This window comes from Candidatus Nitrospira neuquenensis (assembly GCF_979578155.1).
Map to the genome: position 1 here is coordinate 1 of NZ_CEFZDU010000038.1, position 17,325 is coordinate 17,325.

Annotated in this window: 13 protein-coding genes and 1 tRNA gene; 10 read left to right on the forward strand and 4 right to left on the reverse strand. The window is 60.6% G+C overall.

All coding sequences use genetic code 11. The features are described 5' to 3' along the window. Nucleotides 1–794 precede the first annotated feature (794 nt). The 8 genes from AC1U7O_RS16110 (at nucleotide 795) to AC1U7O_RS16145 (ending at nucleotide 12,480) form a co-directional block, all read left to right on the forward strand. Nucleotides 795–1,658: a type IV toxin-antitoxin system AbiEi family antitoxin domain-containing protein gene (locus AC1U7O_RS16110; protein WP_479896066.1), complete on the forward strand. Its 864-nt coding sequence runs from the start codon at nucleotides 795–797 to the stop codon at nucleotides 1,656–1,658. Nucleotides 1,659–1,661: 3 nt separating this feature from the next. Continuing rightward, nucleotides 1,662–2,471 (forward strand): nucleotidyl transferase AbiEii/AbiGii toxin family protein, encoded by an 810-nt coding sequence (locus AC1U7O_RS16115; RefSeq protein ID WP_479895905.1) that lies wholly within the window; start codon nucleotides 1,662–1,664, stop codon nucleotides 2,469–2,471. Nucleotides 2,472–2,830: 359 nt separating this feature from the next. Beyond that, complete coding sequence (locus tag AC1U7O_RS16120) at nucleotides 2,831–3,052, forward strand: helix-turn-helix domain-containing protein (protein ID WP_479895907.1); 222 nt, start codon at nucleotides 2,831–2,833, stop codon at nucleotides 3,050–3,052. A gap of 63 nt (nucleotides 3,053–3,115) precedes the next feature. After that, nucleotides 3,116–4,249: a hypothetical protein gene (locus tag AC1U7O_RS16125; protein ID WP_479895908.1), complete on the forward strand. Its 1,134-nt coding sequence runs from the start codon at nucleotides 3,116–3,118 to the stop codon at nucleotides 4,247–4,249. 9 nt (nucleotides 4,250–4,258) lie between these two features. Continuing rightward, the gene (locus AC1U7O_RS16130) at nucleotides 4,259–6,019 is read left to right on the forward strand and encodes an ATP-binding protein (protein ID WP_479895909.1); all 1,761 of its coding nucleotides are present in this window, start codon (nucleotides 4,259–4,261) and stop codon (nucleotides 6,017–6,019) included. A gap of 3 nt (nucleotides 6,020–6,022) precedes the next feature. Further along, nucleotides 6,023–9,316: an Eco57I restriction-modification methylase domain-containing protein gene (locus tag AC1U7O_RS16135; RefSeq protein ID WP_479895911.1), complete on the forward strand. Its 3,294-nt coding sequence runs from the start codon at nucleotides 6,023–6,025 to the stop codon at nucleotides 9,314–9,316. A gap of 8 nt (nucleotides 9,317–9,324) precedes the next feature. Then, entirely contained in the window at nucleotides 9,325–10,740 is a 1,416-nt protein-coding gene (locus AC1U7O_RS16140) for a hypothetical protein (protein ID WP_479895912.1), read from the forward strand. Nucleotides 10,741–10,806: 66 nt separating this feature from the next. Further along, nucleotides 10,807–12,480: a B12-binding domain-containing radical SAM protein gene (locus AC1U7O_RS16145; protein ID WP_479895913.1), complete on the forward strand. Its 1,674-nt coding sequence runs from the start codon at nucleotides 10,807–10,809 to the stop codon at nucleotides 12,478–12,480. Between the two features lie 470 nt (nucleotides 12,481–12,950). Here AC1U7O_RS16145 and AC1U7O_RS16150 read toward each other — a convergent pair. From AC1U7O_RS16150 to rlmD, 4 genes are all read right to left on the reverse strand, one after another. Beyond that, a tRNA-Ala gene (locus AC1U7O_RS16150) sits at nucleotides 12,951–13,026 on the reverse strand. A gap of 309 nt (nucleotides 13,027–13,335) precedes the next feature. Continuing rightward, entirely contained in the window at nucleotides 13,336–14,013 is a 678-nt protein-coding gene (purN, locus tag AC1U7O_RS16155; RefSeq protein ID WP_479895914.1) for a phosphoribosylglycinamide formyltransferase, read from the reverse strand. Continuing rightward, a complete protein-coding gene (gene purM, locus AC1U7O_RS16160) occupies nucleotides 14,000–15,040 on the reverse strand; it encodes a phosphoribosylformylglycinamidine cyclo-ligase (protein WP_479895915.1) in 1,041 nt (346 codons plus the stop codon). The genes purN and purM overlap by 14 nt, the downstream gene beginning before the upstream one ends. 79 nt (nucleotides 15,041–15,119) lie before the next feature. After that, nucleotides 15,120–16,427, reverse strand: coding sequence for a 23S rRNA (uracil(1939)-C(5))-methyltransferase RlmD (gene rlmD, locus AC1U7O_RS16165; RefSeq protein WP_479895916.1), 1,308 nt, complete (start codon nucleotides 16,425–16,427; stop codon nucleotides 15,120–15,122). A 154-nt stretch (nucleotides 16,428–16,581) separates the two neighbouring features. Between rlmD and AC1U7O_RS16170 the strand changes: the two genes are divergently transcribed. Continuing rightward, nucleotides 16,582–16,866, forward strand: coding sequence for a type II toxin-antitoxin system Phd/YefM family antitoxin (locus AC1U7O_RS16170; protein WP_479895917.1), 285 nt, complete (start codon nucleotides 16,582–16,584; stop codon nucleotides 16,864–16,866). After that, nucleotides 16,866–17,297: a type II toxin-antitoxin system VapC family toxin gene (locus tag AC1U7O_RS16175; protein WP_479895918.1), complete on the forward strand. Its 432-nt coding sequence runs from the start codon at nucleotides 16,866–16,868 to the stop codon at nucleotides 17,295–17,297. The genes AC1U7O_RS16170 and AC1U7O_RS16175 overlap by 1 nt, the downstream gene beginning before the upstream one ends. Nucleotides 17,298–17,325 lie beyond the last annotated feature (28 nt).

A 17,325-nucleotide genomic window follows, 5' to 3' on the forward strand; every position in this document is an offset into this window, starting at 1 on the left:
GAGGGGGCAATTTCACATCAGAATAAAAGGGTCAACTTCGGCTGATGATTGACACGCCTCGCTGGGCCGCTCGGCCTTCTCTGGCATCGGCTGGGCCCTGCCTGCACGGCAGGGCCTGCGGGCGGTTCTGAAGGATTCTTCATGTTGAGGGGGGCGCGCCACCTCGTTCCGGCCTCACGGTGCCTTCCGCCCCGCCCGCACCGGCTGCTTGTCAGTAGCCGGAAGCCGATTCTATGCCCCACCCGCCCTGGCTGTCTCAGTCGGATGGCTTCAGCCCCTTCGGGTCTTCCGCGTGCGCCCTTGGTGAGCCAGCCTTCCCTCAGTGGTGGAAAGTGGATTCATAATGGCGAGCTATGCCCGCTAGATCAAGTTCGGGAGGCTGCCTTCGCTCTGCTTCGGCAGACTCCCTCACCTTGAATCCACTTAAGGTTGCATCGTGGCTACGTTCCTTCGCCACCATGCGACCTTCCCTCGCCTCGGCTTTGTGGCCTTCAGGTTGTTGCCCTCCGTTGCTCACAACGGGCACCGACGCCCCCTGCCTGGCCCTTCGGGCCAGCTTCGGCGGCAGAGCTGCTCTGCTGTCGTGACCTTCGCTCCGCTCAGGCATCCCTCTGCACTGCGCCTCAGCCCCGCCCCTCCCGCCAAAGTGGTCGGGGCTCCCCGCTCTGCGTCTCGCCTTCGGCGAAGGCAGCGCTTCCCTCACCCACAAGGGGACTCCCCCCCGGCCCCCAGAATCCGGCCCTGCGACGCTCGCAGTTTCAAAAAGTCGCAAAAAATGCTACCTTATGCACCCGATGCGCAGAGGCAAATCCAGATCAGTTACAAAAAGTCGCAGAAAACGCGACCTTTCGAAACCGGCACCGCTGCCGGCCAACGCACGCGCGTTCATTGAAGCCCTTCAATCCTCAGGGCGTTACGTGTTCACCAAAGAGGAGGCGCACCGGGCGCTTCGCCTTTCGGATATCGCGTTGAAAAATGCTCTGTGGCGTCTGGTCAGGTCCGGCCGCGTAGCTTCACCACGGCGAGGGTTCTATGTCGTCGTTCCACCGGAGTACAAAGCGGCGGGGTCCATCCCTCCCTCATGGTTCATTCGGGAGTTGATGACCTACCTCGACCGTCCCTACTACGTCGGCTTGCTCTCTGCCGCTGCATTGCATGGGGCGGCTCACCAGGCACCTCACGAGTTACAAGTGGTCACTGATCGGCCGCTGCGCCTCGTCGAGATCGGCAAGGTACGCATCCGCTTCGTGAAGAAAGCGCGTGTCTCCAAGACACCAACCGTAGGGATCAAGACCGCGACCGGAGACATCAGAGTCTCCAGCCCTGAAGCCACCGCCCTTGACCTTGTCCGGTACGCCGAGCATGCCGGTTTTCTCTCAAACGTGGCGACCGTTCTGAACGAATTGGCGGAGCGCCTTGATCCCGCGGCGCTCGCCAAGACAGCGGAAGCGGATGGCGAACCGGTCTACGCTCAGCGCTTAGGCTATCTGCTTGAGCACATCGGGCATGCTGAGCTCACAGCGCCCTTGCACGCATGGATCGATGCGGAAGCCCCGCGCGTGACCCCGCTGCGGCCAGACCTGCCCACTGCAGGCGCCCCACGCGACCGCCGGTGGCGAGTGGCTGTGAACGAAGAGCTGGAGCTGCGGAAACAATAGTTCATGGTTCCACAGGCCGACATTGTGGCATGGCGGCAAGTGGCTCCATGGGCCGACGATGGCATGGTCGAGCAAGATTTGGTCCTCTCCCGTGCGTTGATCGACGTCTACTCGGATTCTCATTTGGCGGAGGCCCTGGCGTTCCGTGGCGGCACGGCCCTGCACAAGCTCGTGCTCTCGCCTCCAAGCCGTTACTCAGAGGATATCGATCTGGTGCAGGTCCGCCCTGGTCCTATTGGCGGTCTTCTCGACAGAATCCGGAACCGGCTGGCATGGCTCGGCGAGCCCGGGCGGGACCAAGGCGAAACGAACGTCACCTTGCTCTATCGGTTCGACTCCGAGATTCCGCCGGTCCGGCGGTTGCGGCTCAAGATCGAGATCCAGACCCGCGAACACTTCTCCGTCTATGGACATGCCACCAGTCCACTTTCGGTGAGTTCCCGCTGGTTCAGCGGTGAAGCCGATATCCTGACCTTCGAGGTTGATGAGTTGCTCGCAACCAAGTTTCGTGCGCTGTACCAACGGCGCCATGGCCGGGATCTCTTTGACCTCTGGGACGCCCGCCGTCGGGTTGAGATCGACCCGGGGCGAGTGGTGAGCGCCTTTCAGGCCTACCTCGGCCAACAGGGCCTCAAAATCACTCGAGCGGAGTTTGAACAAAATCTGGCGGCAAAGGCCCAAGACAAGGCATTTCTGGACGACGTGAAGCCGATGCTTGCACCTGGGGTCACCTATGATCCAGTCGAGGCGCTCACCCTGGTGCGCCGAGACTTCGTGGCGCGACTTCCCGGCACGCCCTGGAAAGGCGAATAACCCTCATCAAGTAGCCGCTTCGGGTCTTCCACTTGCGCCTGTGGTAAGCCCGCCCCTCCCCAAGACTTCTCTCCCGGCCTTCGCTTCCCTCAGACACTTCCCATCCTGCGTCTCGCCCCAGACCCGCCCCTCCCACCAGCAGAGTGGTCGGCGCTCCCCGCTCTGCCTTTTGCTGCGCGCGGGAGGCAGAGCCAGCGTCCCAAGCCTGGTGGGCTCCCCCGCCACCCTGACAGAAAAGGGCAACGACATTCCCAACGCGCCTCCTTCGCGGGCTATTCGTTGTTGACTTCTCTTCTCTGGCAATCTACGATCTCTTCCGATTCCTTCCGCACGATTACGCAGGCTAGGCAAGGCGCTCTATGACCGACAACTGGCTCACCGTTAAGGAAGTGGCCAAATATCTCAAACTCAGCACCGATCTTGTGTATAGGTTCGCCCAGCAGGGAACAATCCCTGTCTCGAAGATAGGCCACCAGTGGCGGTTCAACCGCGAAGAAATCGACGAGTGGGCCAAATCTCAGCGGCCCGCTCCGAAGAAATCACGTAGTCGTCCCGGCGTTCATAACCCTCGGCGGAGGTAGACCTTTCGCTTCTGGCTGGCCGCCGAAAGCAGGTGCTCCTTCATCTGCTGTAAGGCAATTGACATGTTCGATCTCGCAAAGATCTCAAGTGCATTGCGCGTCCTCCAAGAGAACCTACGGGTTCTCCCCGCTACCGGCGGAGCCGTAGAGGATCTACAGCGTCCCGACATAGAGGAGCTGGAAGATAGCCTCGTGAACAAGGACCTGACCGAGATCAATGCCTTCGCCGAAGATCCTGATCCCTCTGGCCAGTCCTTGTATGTCCCTACCCCTCCAATTCACCGTAATAAAGACCATCTCTTCAGGTTCTTCATCGATGGCAGCCTGCGGACATATTACATCGCGACCGCCATCGAGAGAGACCGAACCTTCCCTGTTGAGCTTGCCCAGATCGGTTCGGCCTGTATTCATCGTCTCAACGATGGGCGCCTCGCCCAGCAGGGTCACCGGAGCCGCGTGCTTCTCCTGATTCCCAAAGGCGGCGACGGCATGTCGGACGACATCTTCAATGAACTTGCCAAGTTGAACACACCAGATGAAACGTTCCTGGTCATCGACACGACCGAGAAAACCATTCACACGTCAAAGGGAGACATAGATCTTCGAACCCGCGCAGGGGGTATTGCGCGGAATCGAATGCACCGACTGGAAGTGGAGATTATTAAATCCACCGATGGGTATCGCAATGATGATGCCTGGGTGATTCTGGATGGCGCGGTCAAACTCGACGACTTCATCGAGGTGGACCACTTGATCGGGGCAGCGAAATCGTTCGACAAGAAACCTCAGTTTCACATCCCTGGCCACAAGACCCGCAACGTAGACGTGACACGACTCATCGCGGGATTGCCGTACGCGCACCGCACACGCGCGTTTCAGGCGCATGGAGGGAAGGTTGCGTTCTGGTACGTGCGACTGTGGGAGCAAGTCCATTTGGACTACCCGCTCATGGGCGTCCTGAAGATCGAGCTTCCATGCCCAACGGGCTCGCCGGCATCTGCCGACCTGGTCAATCGGCTTTCTTCAGCCCTCGTCGCCGAACGAAGCGTCACCCCCTACGGGCAGGACAAACGATGGCACTGCCATCTGTACCCGATCTTCTGCGCAGAACAGACAATCAAGTCTCGGTTCTACACGCAAGAGGTGCTTTTGGGGGCAATCAGATGGCCACGTCCCATGGCACCAGCCTCGTCATAGGAGAGCCCAATGGCGACAACCAAGCCAGAATCAACTCCGCCCGATCCCAACAACAAGGCAAATTCGCCCCAGGCAGCCGCCCAGCAGATCGTCGGCCGATGTTCCGCGACCGAACGCACCCCCAGCACTTCGGAGAAGTTTCACTTCTGGCTGGCACCGGATGTCATCGCAAACCCATTTGACATTGTGGAGGTCGAACAAGTCCATCCCCTCCCCGGCAAATCCAGTGTGACCTATGGACTGATCACCACAATCGACCACATCACTGACGCCCCATCCCACCTCTCAAATTTCATCTCCAATAACTTCGGCCAGGTCGAAGAGGTTCCCAACACCCCTCGGATGGGCACCTCGATCGCCCATGTCAATGTCCTCAGCAATACCGATGAAATCTACATGCCTGTTCCGAACGAACGTACCGTCCGCTTTGCAACCTCTGAAGGCATCCAGAAGGCCCTCGGCATGGATGTGCTCCTCAAAGAGCAGCCTGCCCGCGCCATACCTGCTGGGCTTATCAAGTTGACCAGCGGACAGTCAGCCGTGGCTTACCTGGACAGGCACTACGTCCTTGGACCGGAGTCCGCCCACGTGAACATCTCCGGGATCAGCGGGCTGGCAACGAAGACCTCTTATGCGATGTTCGTCATCCAATCGATCCTGCAAAAGTCGCAGGACCCGGACGAGCTAGCTGTCGTAATCCTGAACGTGAAGGGTGACGACCTCTTGTACATAGATCAGCCCAGAAGCCCGCTGAAGGATAAAGAAAAAGAGGCCGAGTTCCAGGAAACGTGGGAGGCAGTAGGCCTCAAGCCTGTTCACTTCGATCCCAAGAAGACACACTTCTTCCTTCCGAAGGGACATACGGCAGAGCCCAACGCCCACGTCAAGACGGGGGATATACCCAAAGCTCAGATCTACGCCTATGACCTGGCCCACGCCGCCGCCAAGCTTGAGCTGCTCTTCGCTAATGTACCCGACACATACAGCACCCTGGAATCAATCATTGGCGAAGTTCAGAAAGGGCTGGGCGACACCAAAGGGAAGTTCAAAAACGTGTCCTCATTCGACCAGCTCCTCTCTGGCGAGCCGCTGGTCAAAGATGGCGTCGCGCAGCCGCTTGGCGACATCAAGGTTTCCTCCGTGGGAGTCTTCCTCCGCCACATGCGTCGGTTCATCGTGACCCGATCGTCCGGGCTTTTCGTTCGGGGGGCTCTCTCCGCCCGTCAAAAGGCCCTGTCTGAAGAGTTAATGAAGATCAAAGGAGGGCACACCTACGTTGTGGACATCGCCAAGCTCCACGATGAGGAGCAAACGCTCGTCTTCGGCGACATCATCAGGACGCTCTACAAGGTCAAATCCGAGGGCTCCGAAGACGAACAAGGGAACCTTGTCGAAGGCCCCGAGAAAATCCTTGTCTTCGTTGATGAACTGAACAAATACGCGCCGTCCGGACGCCAGTCATCCCCCATTATTGACCAGGTGCTCGAAATCTCCGAACGCGGACGTTCGCTCGGCGTCATTCTGATCTCAGCCCAGCAATTCATGAGCGGTGTCCACTCGCGCGTCACTGGAAACACTGCCACCAAGGTACTGGGCCGTTCCGGTTCGGCCGAGATCAGCATGCCGGACTATCGCTTTCTTCCCGATGAGCTGAAAAGCAGCCTTACCCGCTTGGCCAAGGGGGAGCTACTTCTGAGTCATGCGATCTATCGTCAGCCAATCAAGATTGAGTTTCCGTTGCCTGCTTACAAGCAGCCCGGGGTGAAGTAGACCATGCCGCTGAGTCCAGACGCCCTTGACAGTCAAATCAGGTCCGACGCCTCGCTCCTTGCCCAGAAGATCGGCGACGCCGCCACTGGCGCTCATAACGAGCGCGAGTTTCAAAACGCCGTGACGAAGCACATCGAGGCCTTCGCCGATAAGGCTGGGCTTCAACTGAATCTCCGGGAGGAGTACACCCTCATCAATGGACGCGCGGATGCTGTCTATAACCGTCTTGTCATCGAATACGAACCTCCTTTCTCCCTCAAGAAAGACAACCGCGCTCGTGCCAATGACCATGCCATCGGTCAAGTCCGGACGTACCTTCAGGACCTGGTACGCGTCGAGCGCCACAAACCCGAGCGCCTGGCCGGTGTCGTCCTAGACGGGGGACACTTCATCTTTGTCCGCCAGCGCGAAAAGACCTGGCACGTTGATGATCCTGTTCCGGTCGACCGGGTGTCTGTCGAACGTTTTCTCCGCACCTTGTCCGCCATGCGGACGGAGCTGGCTTTGATCCCAGACAATCTCGTCCGTGACTTTGGCCCAGCCACTACCATTAGTCGCCAGTGCGTTGCCACCTTCTATGCAGTGCTCCAAAAAGCAGCTAACCCGAAGGTCCACAAGCTCTACGAACAGTGGGGCCGGATGTTCAGCGAGGTCTGCGACTATGATGTGGCTTCAAAATTGGACGTGCATAAATTCGCCAAGATCTTCGGGGTGAAGGATTCCGCGCCAGACCCCTTTCGCCTCTTTTTCTGCATCCACACCTACTATGCGACGTTCATCAAGCTGCTAGCGGTCCAAGTGGCTGTGTATTACACCGCTCCGAAACTAGGGACCGGTCTCAAAGCCGTGGCCTCTTACGAGAGTGGGGCACTCCTCAAGTACCTCCACCAGATGGAGCGGGGCGGCATCTTCAAGGAACTGGGGATCAACAATTTCCTGGAGGGAGACTTTTTCCAGTGGTACCTGGAAATATGGGACGAGCCGCTCTGCGAGGCGATCAGAAGCGTCGTCGCCCAGCTCGCAGACTATTCCCTGGTGACCCTTGATGTAGACCCGGAACTGACCAGAGACCTGCTGAAGAAGCTCTACCAGGACCTCATGCCGCGTGAGTTGCGGCATAACTTGGGTGAGTACTATACCCCGGACTGGCTCGCCGAGCGGCTCATCGGCCAAGTGGTGGGCAAGCGCCGACAAGGCGACTATCCCCAGTGCGATCCGCGGAAGCGCTACCTCGATCCCGCCTGCGGCTCGGGCACGTTCTTGGTCTTGGTCATTCGGTTCATCAGACGGTACGTCGAGGAACACATCGGCCACCTCCGTGAACCAGAGCTCCTGAACCTGATCCTTCAGAATGTCACGGGTTTTGACCTCAACCCTTTGGCCGTCATCTCTGCCAGAACGAACTATCTGCTCGCCCTTGGTGATCTACTCCAGCATCGGTCAGGCGAGATCAACATCCCGATCTACCTCGCCGACTCGATCATGACGCCCGGCGAGGGGTCTGATCTTCATTCCCACGGAAAATTCCGCTTCAACACGGCTGTGGGCGAATTTGAATTGCCCAAGACTCTTATCACTGCCCAATACGTCGACACCCTCGCAAGCCTCCTTGAGCAGTGCGTCGAAATCGCGCGGGACAAGCCTATCGAGCAGGCGCAAGCGGTCTTCACCGAGCGGGCCCTCGAAGCGTTTCCACTGGATAAGCACCGCGACGACCGGGACATTCAAACTCTACAACAGCTCTTCGCCCACCTTCATGAGTTGGAGCGCCGGGGAGTCAATGGAATCTGGGCACGGATCATCAAGAACGCCTTTGCGCCGGTCTTCACGAGGAACGTGGACTTTGTCATAGGCAATCCGCCCTGGGTCAACTGGGAGTCGCTACCCAAATTCTATCGCGATGAAAGCAAGGTCCTCTGGGACCACTATGGCCTCTTCACCTTGAAAGGCTGGCGGGCCCGGATGGGCGGGGGCAAAAAGGACATTTCGGTGCTCATGACCTATGTCTCGGTCGACAAATACCTCAAGGACGGCGGGCGCCTGGGATTTGTCATCACCCAGACAATCTTCAAGACCGAAGGCGGGGCAGAAGGGTTCAGGCGATTCCGCCTCGGGGAAAAGGGGAAGGCCTTTGGCGTGTTCTGGGTTGATGATATGAGCGCGCTCAAGCCGTTTGAGGGGGCCGCGAACCGTACCGCGATACTGGTCTGCGACAAGGGCAAGCACACCAAGTATCCGGTCAATGTGGGCTACTGGCGCAAGAAGCCAGAAGCTCGTGGCCTCCCTGAAGACGCTTCTCTGGATGAGATTCTGGACAAGTACATTCGCATGTCGCAGTGGACCGCCGAGCCGATCGATGACAGCAATCCCTATTCCCCCTGGATTTCGGGAAGGCCGAAAGCGCTCCGGGCCATCAAGCGCGCCATTGGGAAATCGGCTTATGACGGCCAAGCACACGCAGGATCATGTACCTGGGCCAACGGCATATATTGGGTCGAAGTCCTCGAAAAGCGGCCAGACGGTGTTGTCCTAGTCAACAACTGCGGCGAAGTCGGCAAGAAGAAAGTTGATTCTGTCCAGGTTGCCCTTGAACCGGATCTCCTCTACCCGCTCCTTCGCGGCCAGGACGTAGAGCGCTGGAAGGCAACGCCGTCCCTTCACATCATCATGGCCCAGAACCCGCGGACCAGAAAAGGCTGGGACGAGCAGGAGATGATGACCAAGTGGCCGAAGACCTACGAGTATCTGAAATCCTGGGAGGACGAGCTGCGAAAGCGTAGTGGGTTCTTGAAATACTTCGATACCGCGGCCGATCCCTTCTATTCCATGTACAACATTGGGCCCTATACCTTGGCCCCTTTCAAGGTGATGTGGCGAGAGGTCTCGATTGACATACAAGCGGCAGTCTCAGAGCTAACTAAGAACGGAAAGAAAGTTCACGTTCCAGATCACACGTTGGTTGCCATCGCCTGTGGTGATGCTGATGAAGCGCATTTCATATGCGCCTTACTTAATTCATCGCCAGCCAATTTCATTGTTAGAGGCTACATCGCTCTTCATCCATCACCGCACATCATGAAGTACATCGGGGTCCCCAAGTTTGATCGAAAGGACTCGACACATCTCGGGCTGTCCAAAGCATCCCGCAAGGCCCACAGCCTGGCTGCCTCAGAAAGCGACCACGAGGACCTAGCCCAAGTCGAGACCGAAATCGACAAACTCGCGGCCAAGCTTTGGGGCATGTCTGATGCCGAACTCCACGAGGTGCAAGCCTCGCTGAAAGACCTTGAAGAATAGAGGCAAGCATGGAAACAGAGGCTAGCCCGTCCCAGCCTTCCACTGCGATGGGGAAGACCCCTTTTGAAGAGTTTCTCCTCGCTGAGTACACCAACATCGCGCAGGCCCACTTCAACACGGTCGATTCTCTTTCCAACTTCATCAGGCACTATATCGTGATCGTGTCGGTTCCTGTCGCCGCCGCCGTTATTTTCCTGAATTCCAAGGAGTTGAAGGCTAGCGGCATTCTCGAATTTCTTACTGCTGAGCCTCATATACCAGCCCTCTTTCTCAGTCTAATAGCGCTGATTGGTCTGTTCGTTTTAGGGTATGTCATCAACCTTCGGTGCGATGCGCTTCTCTATGCACGCACCGTGAACGGCATACGAAAGTACTTTTATAACAACTCCCAGCTTACCTTCGAGAACGAGCTCCAACTTCGAACCTTGCCAAGAACCGCGACCTTCCCTCGGTACATCGAGCCCACTTACTTCATCTGGGTTGTCCTGACCTTCGCGACAGTAGGCACCAGTTATCTGGGGGCTGGACTGTACTTCTATTGGCGAGCCAGCGGTTGGCCCACGGATTCCTGGTTCTGGTTCTGGGTCGGGGCTTGTCTGTGGCTGCACATTTTCCTTTACGCCTTCATAGGACAGCATCGTGAGAGGGAGTATCTCCGAGGACACATTGTGGGGATTGACGTTGACGGGGTTCTTAATGATCACCGAAGACAATTCGCCCAGGTGCTTAAGAGTCAGGTGGGCAAGGATATAGACCCCGAGTTGATCACTCAAATTCCTGTGCACGAGATCCCTGGTGGACGCGTGACAGAAGCAGACGAGCATGCTGTGTTCAATTGGCCTGGTTACTGGAATGACATGCCCCCAATAGAAGAGCAGGTAGGTCAGCTAGTGCGAAAGTTGCGCAACCTGCTCGGATACCGTGTATGGGTTTTCACACACCGCGGCTGGCCACAGCCCAGCACCTTTCCTCCGAGCCGAGAGAGTGAATATTGGTCCGCCTGGGCCAAACTCTCGTTATGGGCCCGGCCTAGCCGTTGGAACTTCGTGGCGAGGCTGGATTCCTGGTTGGAGGAACGGGGCATTCCTGGCCTGATCCGTGGCAGGCTCATCCGATCAGTGACGAAGAAATGGCTGAACCACCACGGGCTCGATTATGACCGGCTCATCATTGAGAGGGGGAATACCAACACGACAGATCCTCTCCTGCTTACCAGAAATCGGTTTCTGATCTCCCGGGAGAGAAAGATTCGCATCTTTGTGGAGGATGACCTCATTAAGGCGAAGAAGCTGGCGAACATCTGTGAAGTTGTCTTTTTGATTGATCACCCATACAACCAATCTAACCCCGAGTCATTACCGCCTAACCTTATCCGAGTGAAATCGTGGCAAGGAATCTATGAATACGTCAGACGCGCACTTTGATCGATTGCCATATTCCCGGCCTTCGCCTAACTGCTCAGGAAGTGCCACCGGAACGGGAGGCAGAAAATGAAGAACACAGCTATCAGGGACAATCCTGCCCTTTTAGACCGGCATTTCGGTCGGGATAGCATTTCCGGTCACTTCGGACGGCGAACCGCCCTGCTCATCAACCCGCCAGTGTACGACACGCAATACTGGGCGGAGTGGTCACAACCATACGGTCTCCTTCGCATCGCATCATGGGTTCAGAAGCTGGGCTACAAGAAGCTGTGGCTCTTTGACTTCATGGAGGCAGGTGAGGAGAGAAAGGTTGGCTTCCGCAGGATCAACACCGATGAGGATTACAGCATTCTCGATGAGCCAGACAAGCGCATCCAGCCCATTAGAATCGCAAAGGACGGCGATTGCCTGGAGCTCTATAAGTTTCACTTTGGCAAGACATGGGGGGAGTTTGAGCGGTGGCTGAAGATGCGAGGGCTCATGAAGCACCCTCCCCATGATGTATTTATTTCGTCCACGATGACCTATTGGTGGGAATCATCCCGAGACCTCGTCAAGCGATGCCGACGTTACTTTGGAAAGAAGAGCCGCATCATTGTGGGCGGGATCTACCCCACACTCTGCCCCAGCCATTGCGCCCTGCACGTTCGTCCCGACATCGTGGTAGCAGGAGAAGTGGAGGAAGCCAATGACCTGTGGACTGATCTTTCGCTCTACAAAACTCCTCCTCAATACGCCATCATCACGCCGAGCCGCGGGTGCCCCTTCGACTGTTCCTATTGCGCGCAGAAAACGATCAACGCGGGCCAGCAGCGCGTGCGGTTTCGCCCGCCTGAAGACATCGTGGCGGAGATCCACCACAAGCGAGACCGGTATGGAATCCGAGAGTTCGCGTTCTATGCAGATTTCCTCCTTTTCGGGTTCCGTGACTACCTCATGAAGGTCCTCGAAGCACTGGCGAAAGAAAAAACTAAATATTACCTCCACGCACCAGAAGGGCTGGACACAAAGTTCCTCAGTCAGGACGAACGACTCCTTCCCCTCATGAAGGAAGCAGGTTTCGATAAGCTCTATCTGCCGGTGGAAAACATCGACGACACCTACCTAGAGATGATGAACCGCCGGCACGTCCGGCTTGAGCATTTTGTGAAGGCAGTCCAACTCTGTGAGAAGGCTGGATTCAGACTCCGGAACCTTGAGGTCAATGCCTTTGTGCTGTATGGCCTGCCTGGAGAGCGAATCGACACCGTTGTGAAGACCGTCCTCTTCGTCTCGGAAATTTTGGGTTCGATTGTTCCAATGCTTTTTACGCCGGTGCCAACAACCGCCCTATACACCCGAGACCGAGAATACCTGCTCAAGATCATGGGTGGGACCGACCACGACCTTCATAAGATCAACGGCAAGCTGTATCCCTACCTCCAGATGAACGAGGGCTCCGTGAAAGATTATGTTGATCTCCAACGCCTGATGTTCATGCTCAACGCACACTACAGGAGCCGATCCTTCCAGATTTTCGGCAATACCCGTGTGAGCCAGGCTTTCCTCTACAACCTCCGCAACGGCTTCGAAGGCTTCGTCAAATCGGCTCGCGATGGTTCACATCCTATCCCGCGGCGCGCTGATCTACAGAGCGCCTTGGAGCAAGCTGATCGCATGACACTGATTCCGGTCGAATCCGTGCGCTCCTCGGTCCGTGCCAAGGTCCTGCAGGATGCGCCTGTCGGGCTTGAGTTGTGAGGCCAGTCACTCTAAGTCCCGTCTTTCCGAAGCTGACGGGACATCGCGTGAAGGGAGCAAATCCACCGGGAGTGTTTTCAGTCTCTCAACCGCCAGTGTCGGCGTGCTCGGGGCTCAACCTTCGGTTTCCGCCTGCCTGCGCGCGCCGACACTTGGGCTTTGAAGATGGGCGGGGCTGAAGCATGGGCGGCGCCCGCTGGAGTGGGTTCAGAGTCCGGAGAGTTTCTGCGCGACCCGGAAGCCGAGGTGTCAAGCGTTGGAAGTGCGACGATCAGGGGCCTTGTAACGCGAAGAAGGTTCGAACCCGCTGCAAAGGGCAGGGGATTTGCCCCCTCCGTCACCGGATCGGCCCTGAAACTTGCCTCTCCGGCTCCTACAAAGGGGGCCAGCCCCCTTGTACGATCCCCACGAAGGGGGCTCACCCCCTTCGGAACCCCCGGTCGCAGGTTCAAAACCTCAGAAGAGGTATTTGGTGGAGGGCACGGGAGTCGAACCCGCGACCCCGACGTTGCGAACGTCGTGCTCTCCCAACTGAGCTAGCCCCCCACTCTTCTTCTTAGCTCGTCCTCGGGGCAGCGGCGTTCCATCGACCGGCGCTCGCTACCCCTGCGAACCACCGACGACGCTCCGCGCCGCCGTCGGCCGAAGCCCACCGATACCCTCAAATGAGCGGGCGCCGGATAATGGTTCCCGCGGGAATCGCCGGGGCGGAAGTGCCCCACGCATCACGGCCGCGGAGGAGACGGGGAGGAAGTCCGGCGTCCCGGTCGCTTACGGAGCAGACGTATTATACACGAGCGCCCGGGCCGTCTCCACCGGAAGTTTTACCCCAAGCGCACCGGCGGAGGCCGCCGTTCACGGATTGCTCAGCACCGCGCCCGGCGCGGGCTCTTCTCCGAGCACCCGGACCCGCCGCCCCTCCACCCGCAGCCGTCCCTCCGCGTAGAGCCGGATCGCGCGCGGGTAGATCTTGTGCTCCTCGGCGAGAATGCGGGCCGAGAGCGTCTCCGTCGTATCGTCGTCGCGGACGGGCACCGCCGCCTGGATGATGATCGGCCCCTCGTCCACTCCCTCCGTGACGAAGTGCACGGTGCAGCCGGCGAGTTTCACGCCCCATTCCAGCGCCTTCTTCTGCACGTCCAGGCCGGGGAACGAGGGCAGGAGGGAGGGGTGGATGTTCATCATCCGGTTCTCGTAGGCGCCGATCAGCACCGAGGTGACGATCTTCATGTAGCCGGCGAGGACGACCAGCTCCACGTCGCGGGCCCGGAGCACTTCCAGGATGGCCCGGTCGTAGGCCTCCCGCGCATCGGGACGTTCCTTGAAGGGCCGGGGGTCGAGGAAGACGGCCTCGACCTTGTGCCGACGCGCGCGCTCCAGGGCGACCGCGTCCGACTTGTTGGAGAGGACGAGGGCGATCTCCGCGCGGAGCGCGCCCGCCTCGACCGCGTCGATGATCGCCTGCAGGTTCGAGCCCCGCCCCGAGGCCAGGACGCCGAGGCGCAGGGGCCGACGGGGCTCAGCCGCCGACATAGACCACCCGCGGGCCGGCCGGCTCGGCGGCCGTGATCTCGCCGATGCGGAACGCCCGGTCCCCCAGTTCCTCGGCGCGGGCGATCACCCCGTCCGCCTGGTCGGCCGGCACGACGAGCACCAACCCGACGCCCATGTTGAAGACCCGGTGCATCTCCTCCTCATCCACGCGGCCGACCTTCTGGATCACGCGGAAGATGGGCGGCACCGGCCAGGTGCCGCGGGCGAGCCGCGCGCCGCAGCCCTGGGGGAAGATCCGCGGCAGGTTGTCGGTCAGCCCGCCGCCGGTGATGTGGGCGACGCCCTTGATCGGGAACTGAGCGGCCAGCGCCAGGACCTGCTTCGCGTAGATCCGGGTGGGCGTCAGCAGCACCTCGCCCAGCGAGCGATCCAGGTCCGAGAGGCGGCTCTCGACCGAGAAGCCGCCCTCCTGGAACAGCACCCGACGCGCGAGCGAGTAGCCGTTGCTGTGCAGCCCCGTCGAGGCCAGTCCGACGAGCGCGTCGCCCGGCGCGATCCGCGAGCCGTCGATGAGGGCGGCCCGGTCCACCACCCCGACGGCGAAGCCCGCGAGGTCGTACTCGCCCTCGGGGTAGAAGGACGGCATCTCGGCCGTCTCCCCGCCCAGCAGCGCGCAGCCGGCCTGGCGGCAGCCCTCGACGATGCCCGTGACGATGGCCTCCGCCCTCGGCACGGCCAGCTTCCCGGTTGCGAGGTAGTCCAGGAAGAACAGCGGCTCGGCCCCGCTGACGGCGATGTCGTTCACGCACATGGCCACGAGGTCGATCCCCACCGTGTCGTGCCGGTCCATGAGGAAGGCGACCTTGAGCTTCGTGCCGACCCCGTCGGTCCCCGAGACCAGCACGGGCTCCTTGTAGCGGTCGGCCTGGAAGCGGAACAGCCCGCCGAAGCCACCCAGGTCGGTCAGCACCTCCGGCCGGAACGTCGCCCGCACGAGCGGCGTGATGCGCCGGACGAACTCGTTCCCGGCGTCGATGTCCACGCCGGCCTGGCGATAGGTGGTCATGCTCTCAACGGATGTGGGGGCGCGCGATACGTCGTTCCGGACAAGGACGGCGCGATCATACAAGAGGCGCGCGAGGGGGTCAACGAGCGAGTTCGACGAGGGTCTCCAGGTGCGCCGTCTGGGGGAACATGTCGAAGGCCTGGAGTCGAGCGAGCCGGTAGCCGCCGGCCGTGAAGCGCGCGAGGTCGCGGGCGAGCGTGGCCGGATCGCAGGAGAGATACAGGAGCCGCGGCGGGCCGACCCGGACCAGCTCGCGGACGGATTCCGGGCTCAAGCCGGTCCTGGGCGGGTCCATGAGGACCAGATCGTAGTCGCCGGGCTTCACCTCGGCCAACAGCGCCTCGACCGTCAAGGGCCGGAAGCGACAGCGGCCGACGTGGTTCGCCTTGGCGGCGTGGCGGCCGTCGGCCAGGGCGGCCTCGTTCGCCTCCACCTCCGTGACCAGCGCGCCGGCGCGGGCGAGCGGCAGCCCCAGCATCCCGACGCCGGCGTACAGCTCCAGCACCCGTGCTCCCTCCGGCGGCGCGGCCCACTCGACGATCGTCCGCGACACAACCGACGCCAGCGGCCAGTTGGCCTGCATGAAAGAGCGGTCGCCGATCCGGAAGATGAGATCGCCCATCCGGTCCTCGATCCAATCCTGTCCCTGGACCCAGCGCTTGTGGTTCTGGGCCAGCAGCACCTGGCCCGAGAGCCGCGGCAGGTCCTCAAAGAGGTCGAAGACCCGCTTCGCCTCATCGGGCCGCGCCGGGCCCGTGTGCCACACGAGCAGCAGCGACGCGAAGGCCGTCGAAGCGCGGATCTCCACGGATTCCAGGTGCAGGGACGGGCGAGCGCCCGCGGCCAGCCGCGCGTCGATCGCGGCCGCGGCGGCTCGGATCGTCTCCGAGGCCAGCAGACAGCCGGCGGCGGGCACCGGGTCCTGCGAACCCTCGCGGTGAAACCCCAGCGTCAGCGCCCGGCGGCCGTCCTTGCCGTCCCCCGCGGCGAACACCATGAACCGAACCGTGCTGCGATAGCCGTACGGCGCGGGCGACGGCACCACCGGCGGGAGGTCCTCCACCGTGAGCTTGCCCACGCGCGCCAGCGTTTCCTTGAGGATGGCCCCCTTCTGGACGAGCTGCGCCTCGTAGGCCAGGTGCTGCAACTGACAGCCCCCGCAGCGCTCGTACACGGGACAGGGCGCGGGGACGCGGTCGGGCGACGCCTCCAGCACCTCCCCCACCCTCGCCTCCTGCACGCCCTTGTGCCGGGCCTCCGCGACGAGCGCCACCCGCTCGCCCGGGATCGCCCCGCGCACCAGCACCACCCGCCCATCCCGGCGGGCCAATCCCCGCCCGCCCTGGACGAGCTTCTCGATCGTGACCGTCGCCGGCTCCTGGGTCATGGGGTCGTCACTCCTGTTGCGGCCAACCCGGGGACGCCATTATACCCGGAGGCGGCGGGAAAAGACGGGGCAATGCGGAGGAGGGGTCGCACCCTTGACACCGGCAGCGGGACCGCCTAGTGCAGGCACGTCACCACATAAGACCGGGGAGGGCATGAAGTTGCGCCCGGGATTACGCGAAGCCAACCAACATTTCTCCAAGGCCATCAAGGCGGTCAAGGCAGGTCATGACGTTGTCTTGACCGAGCGTGGGAAGCCGATCGCCGTGATCAAACCGCTTGAGCACGCCGAGTCGAGCCAGGCCGCTGTCCGGCGCATGGAAGCAGCCGGCCTGCTCCGCCCTGCCAGCAAAACCAGCCCCCTTCCGTCGTGGACCCCTCGGCCGCTGAAAGGAGCCCCACTGTCCGCGACGCTCCGTCAGGAGCGGGACGCTTCCTGATGCCTGGTCCCTGGGCCTATTGCGACACCAGCGTGCTCGCCAAACGATACGTGCGGGAGAACGGCACGGGGCGGGCCAGAGCCCTGTTCCGTCGTTACCGTTTCCTCTTCTCGGCAATCACTCCGGTCGAGCTGGTTTCCGCGGTTCGTCGCCGTCATGCTGAAGGAGACCTCACCGACGAGCGCTGTGTCGCCATCCTTGCCAGGATCAGACAGGACCATGCCCACTGGGAACTGGTCGAGCTGGTCGCCACCGTGCTCAACGAGGCCGAAGGTCTCGTCGAGCGTTGCGGAGTCAAGCCCCTGGATGCAATCCATCTCGCCTCGGCCGTGACGTTTCGGGGATCGACCGGCATCCGACCGGCATTCGTCACCGCCGACGACCGACAGCGACAAGCCGCCGAGCGCGAGGGCTCACCGTGGAGTGGGTAGGATAGCCGGTGGCGCCGCCCGGTTGCCC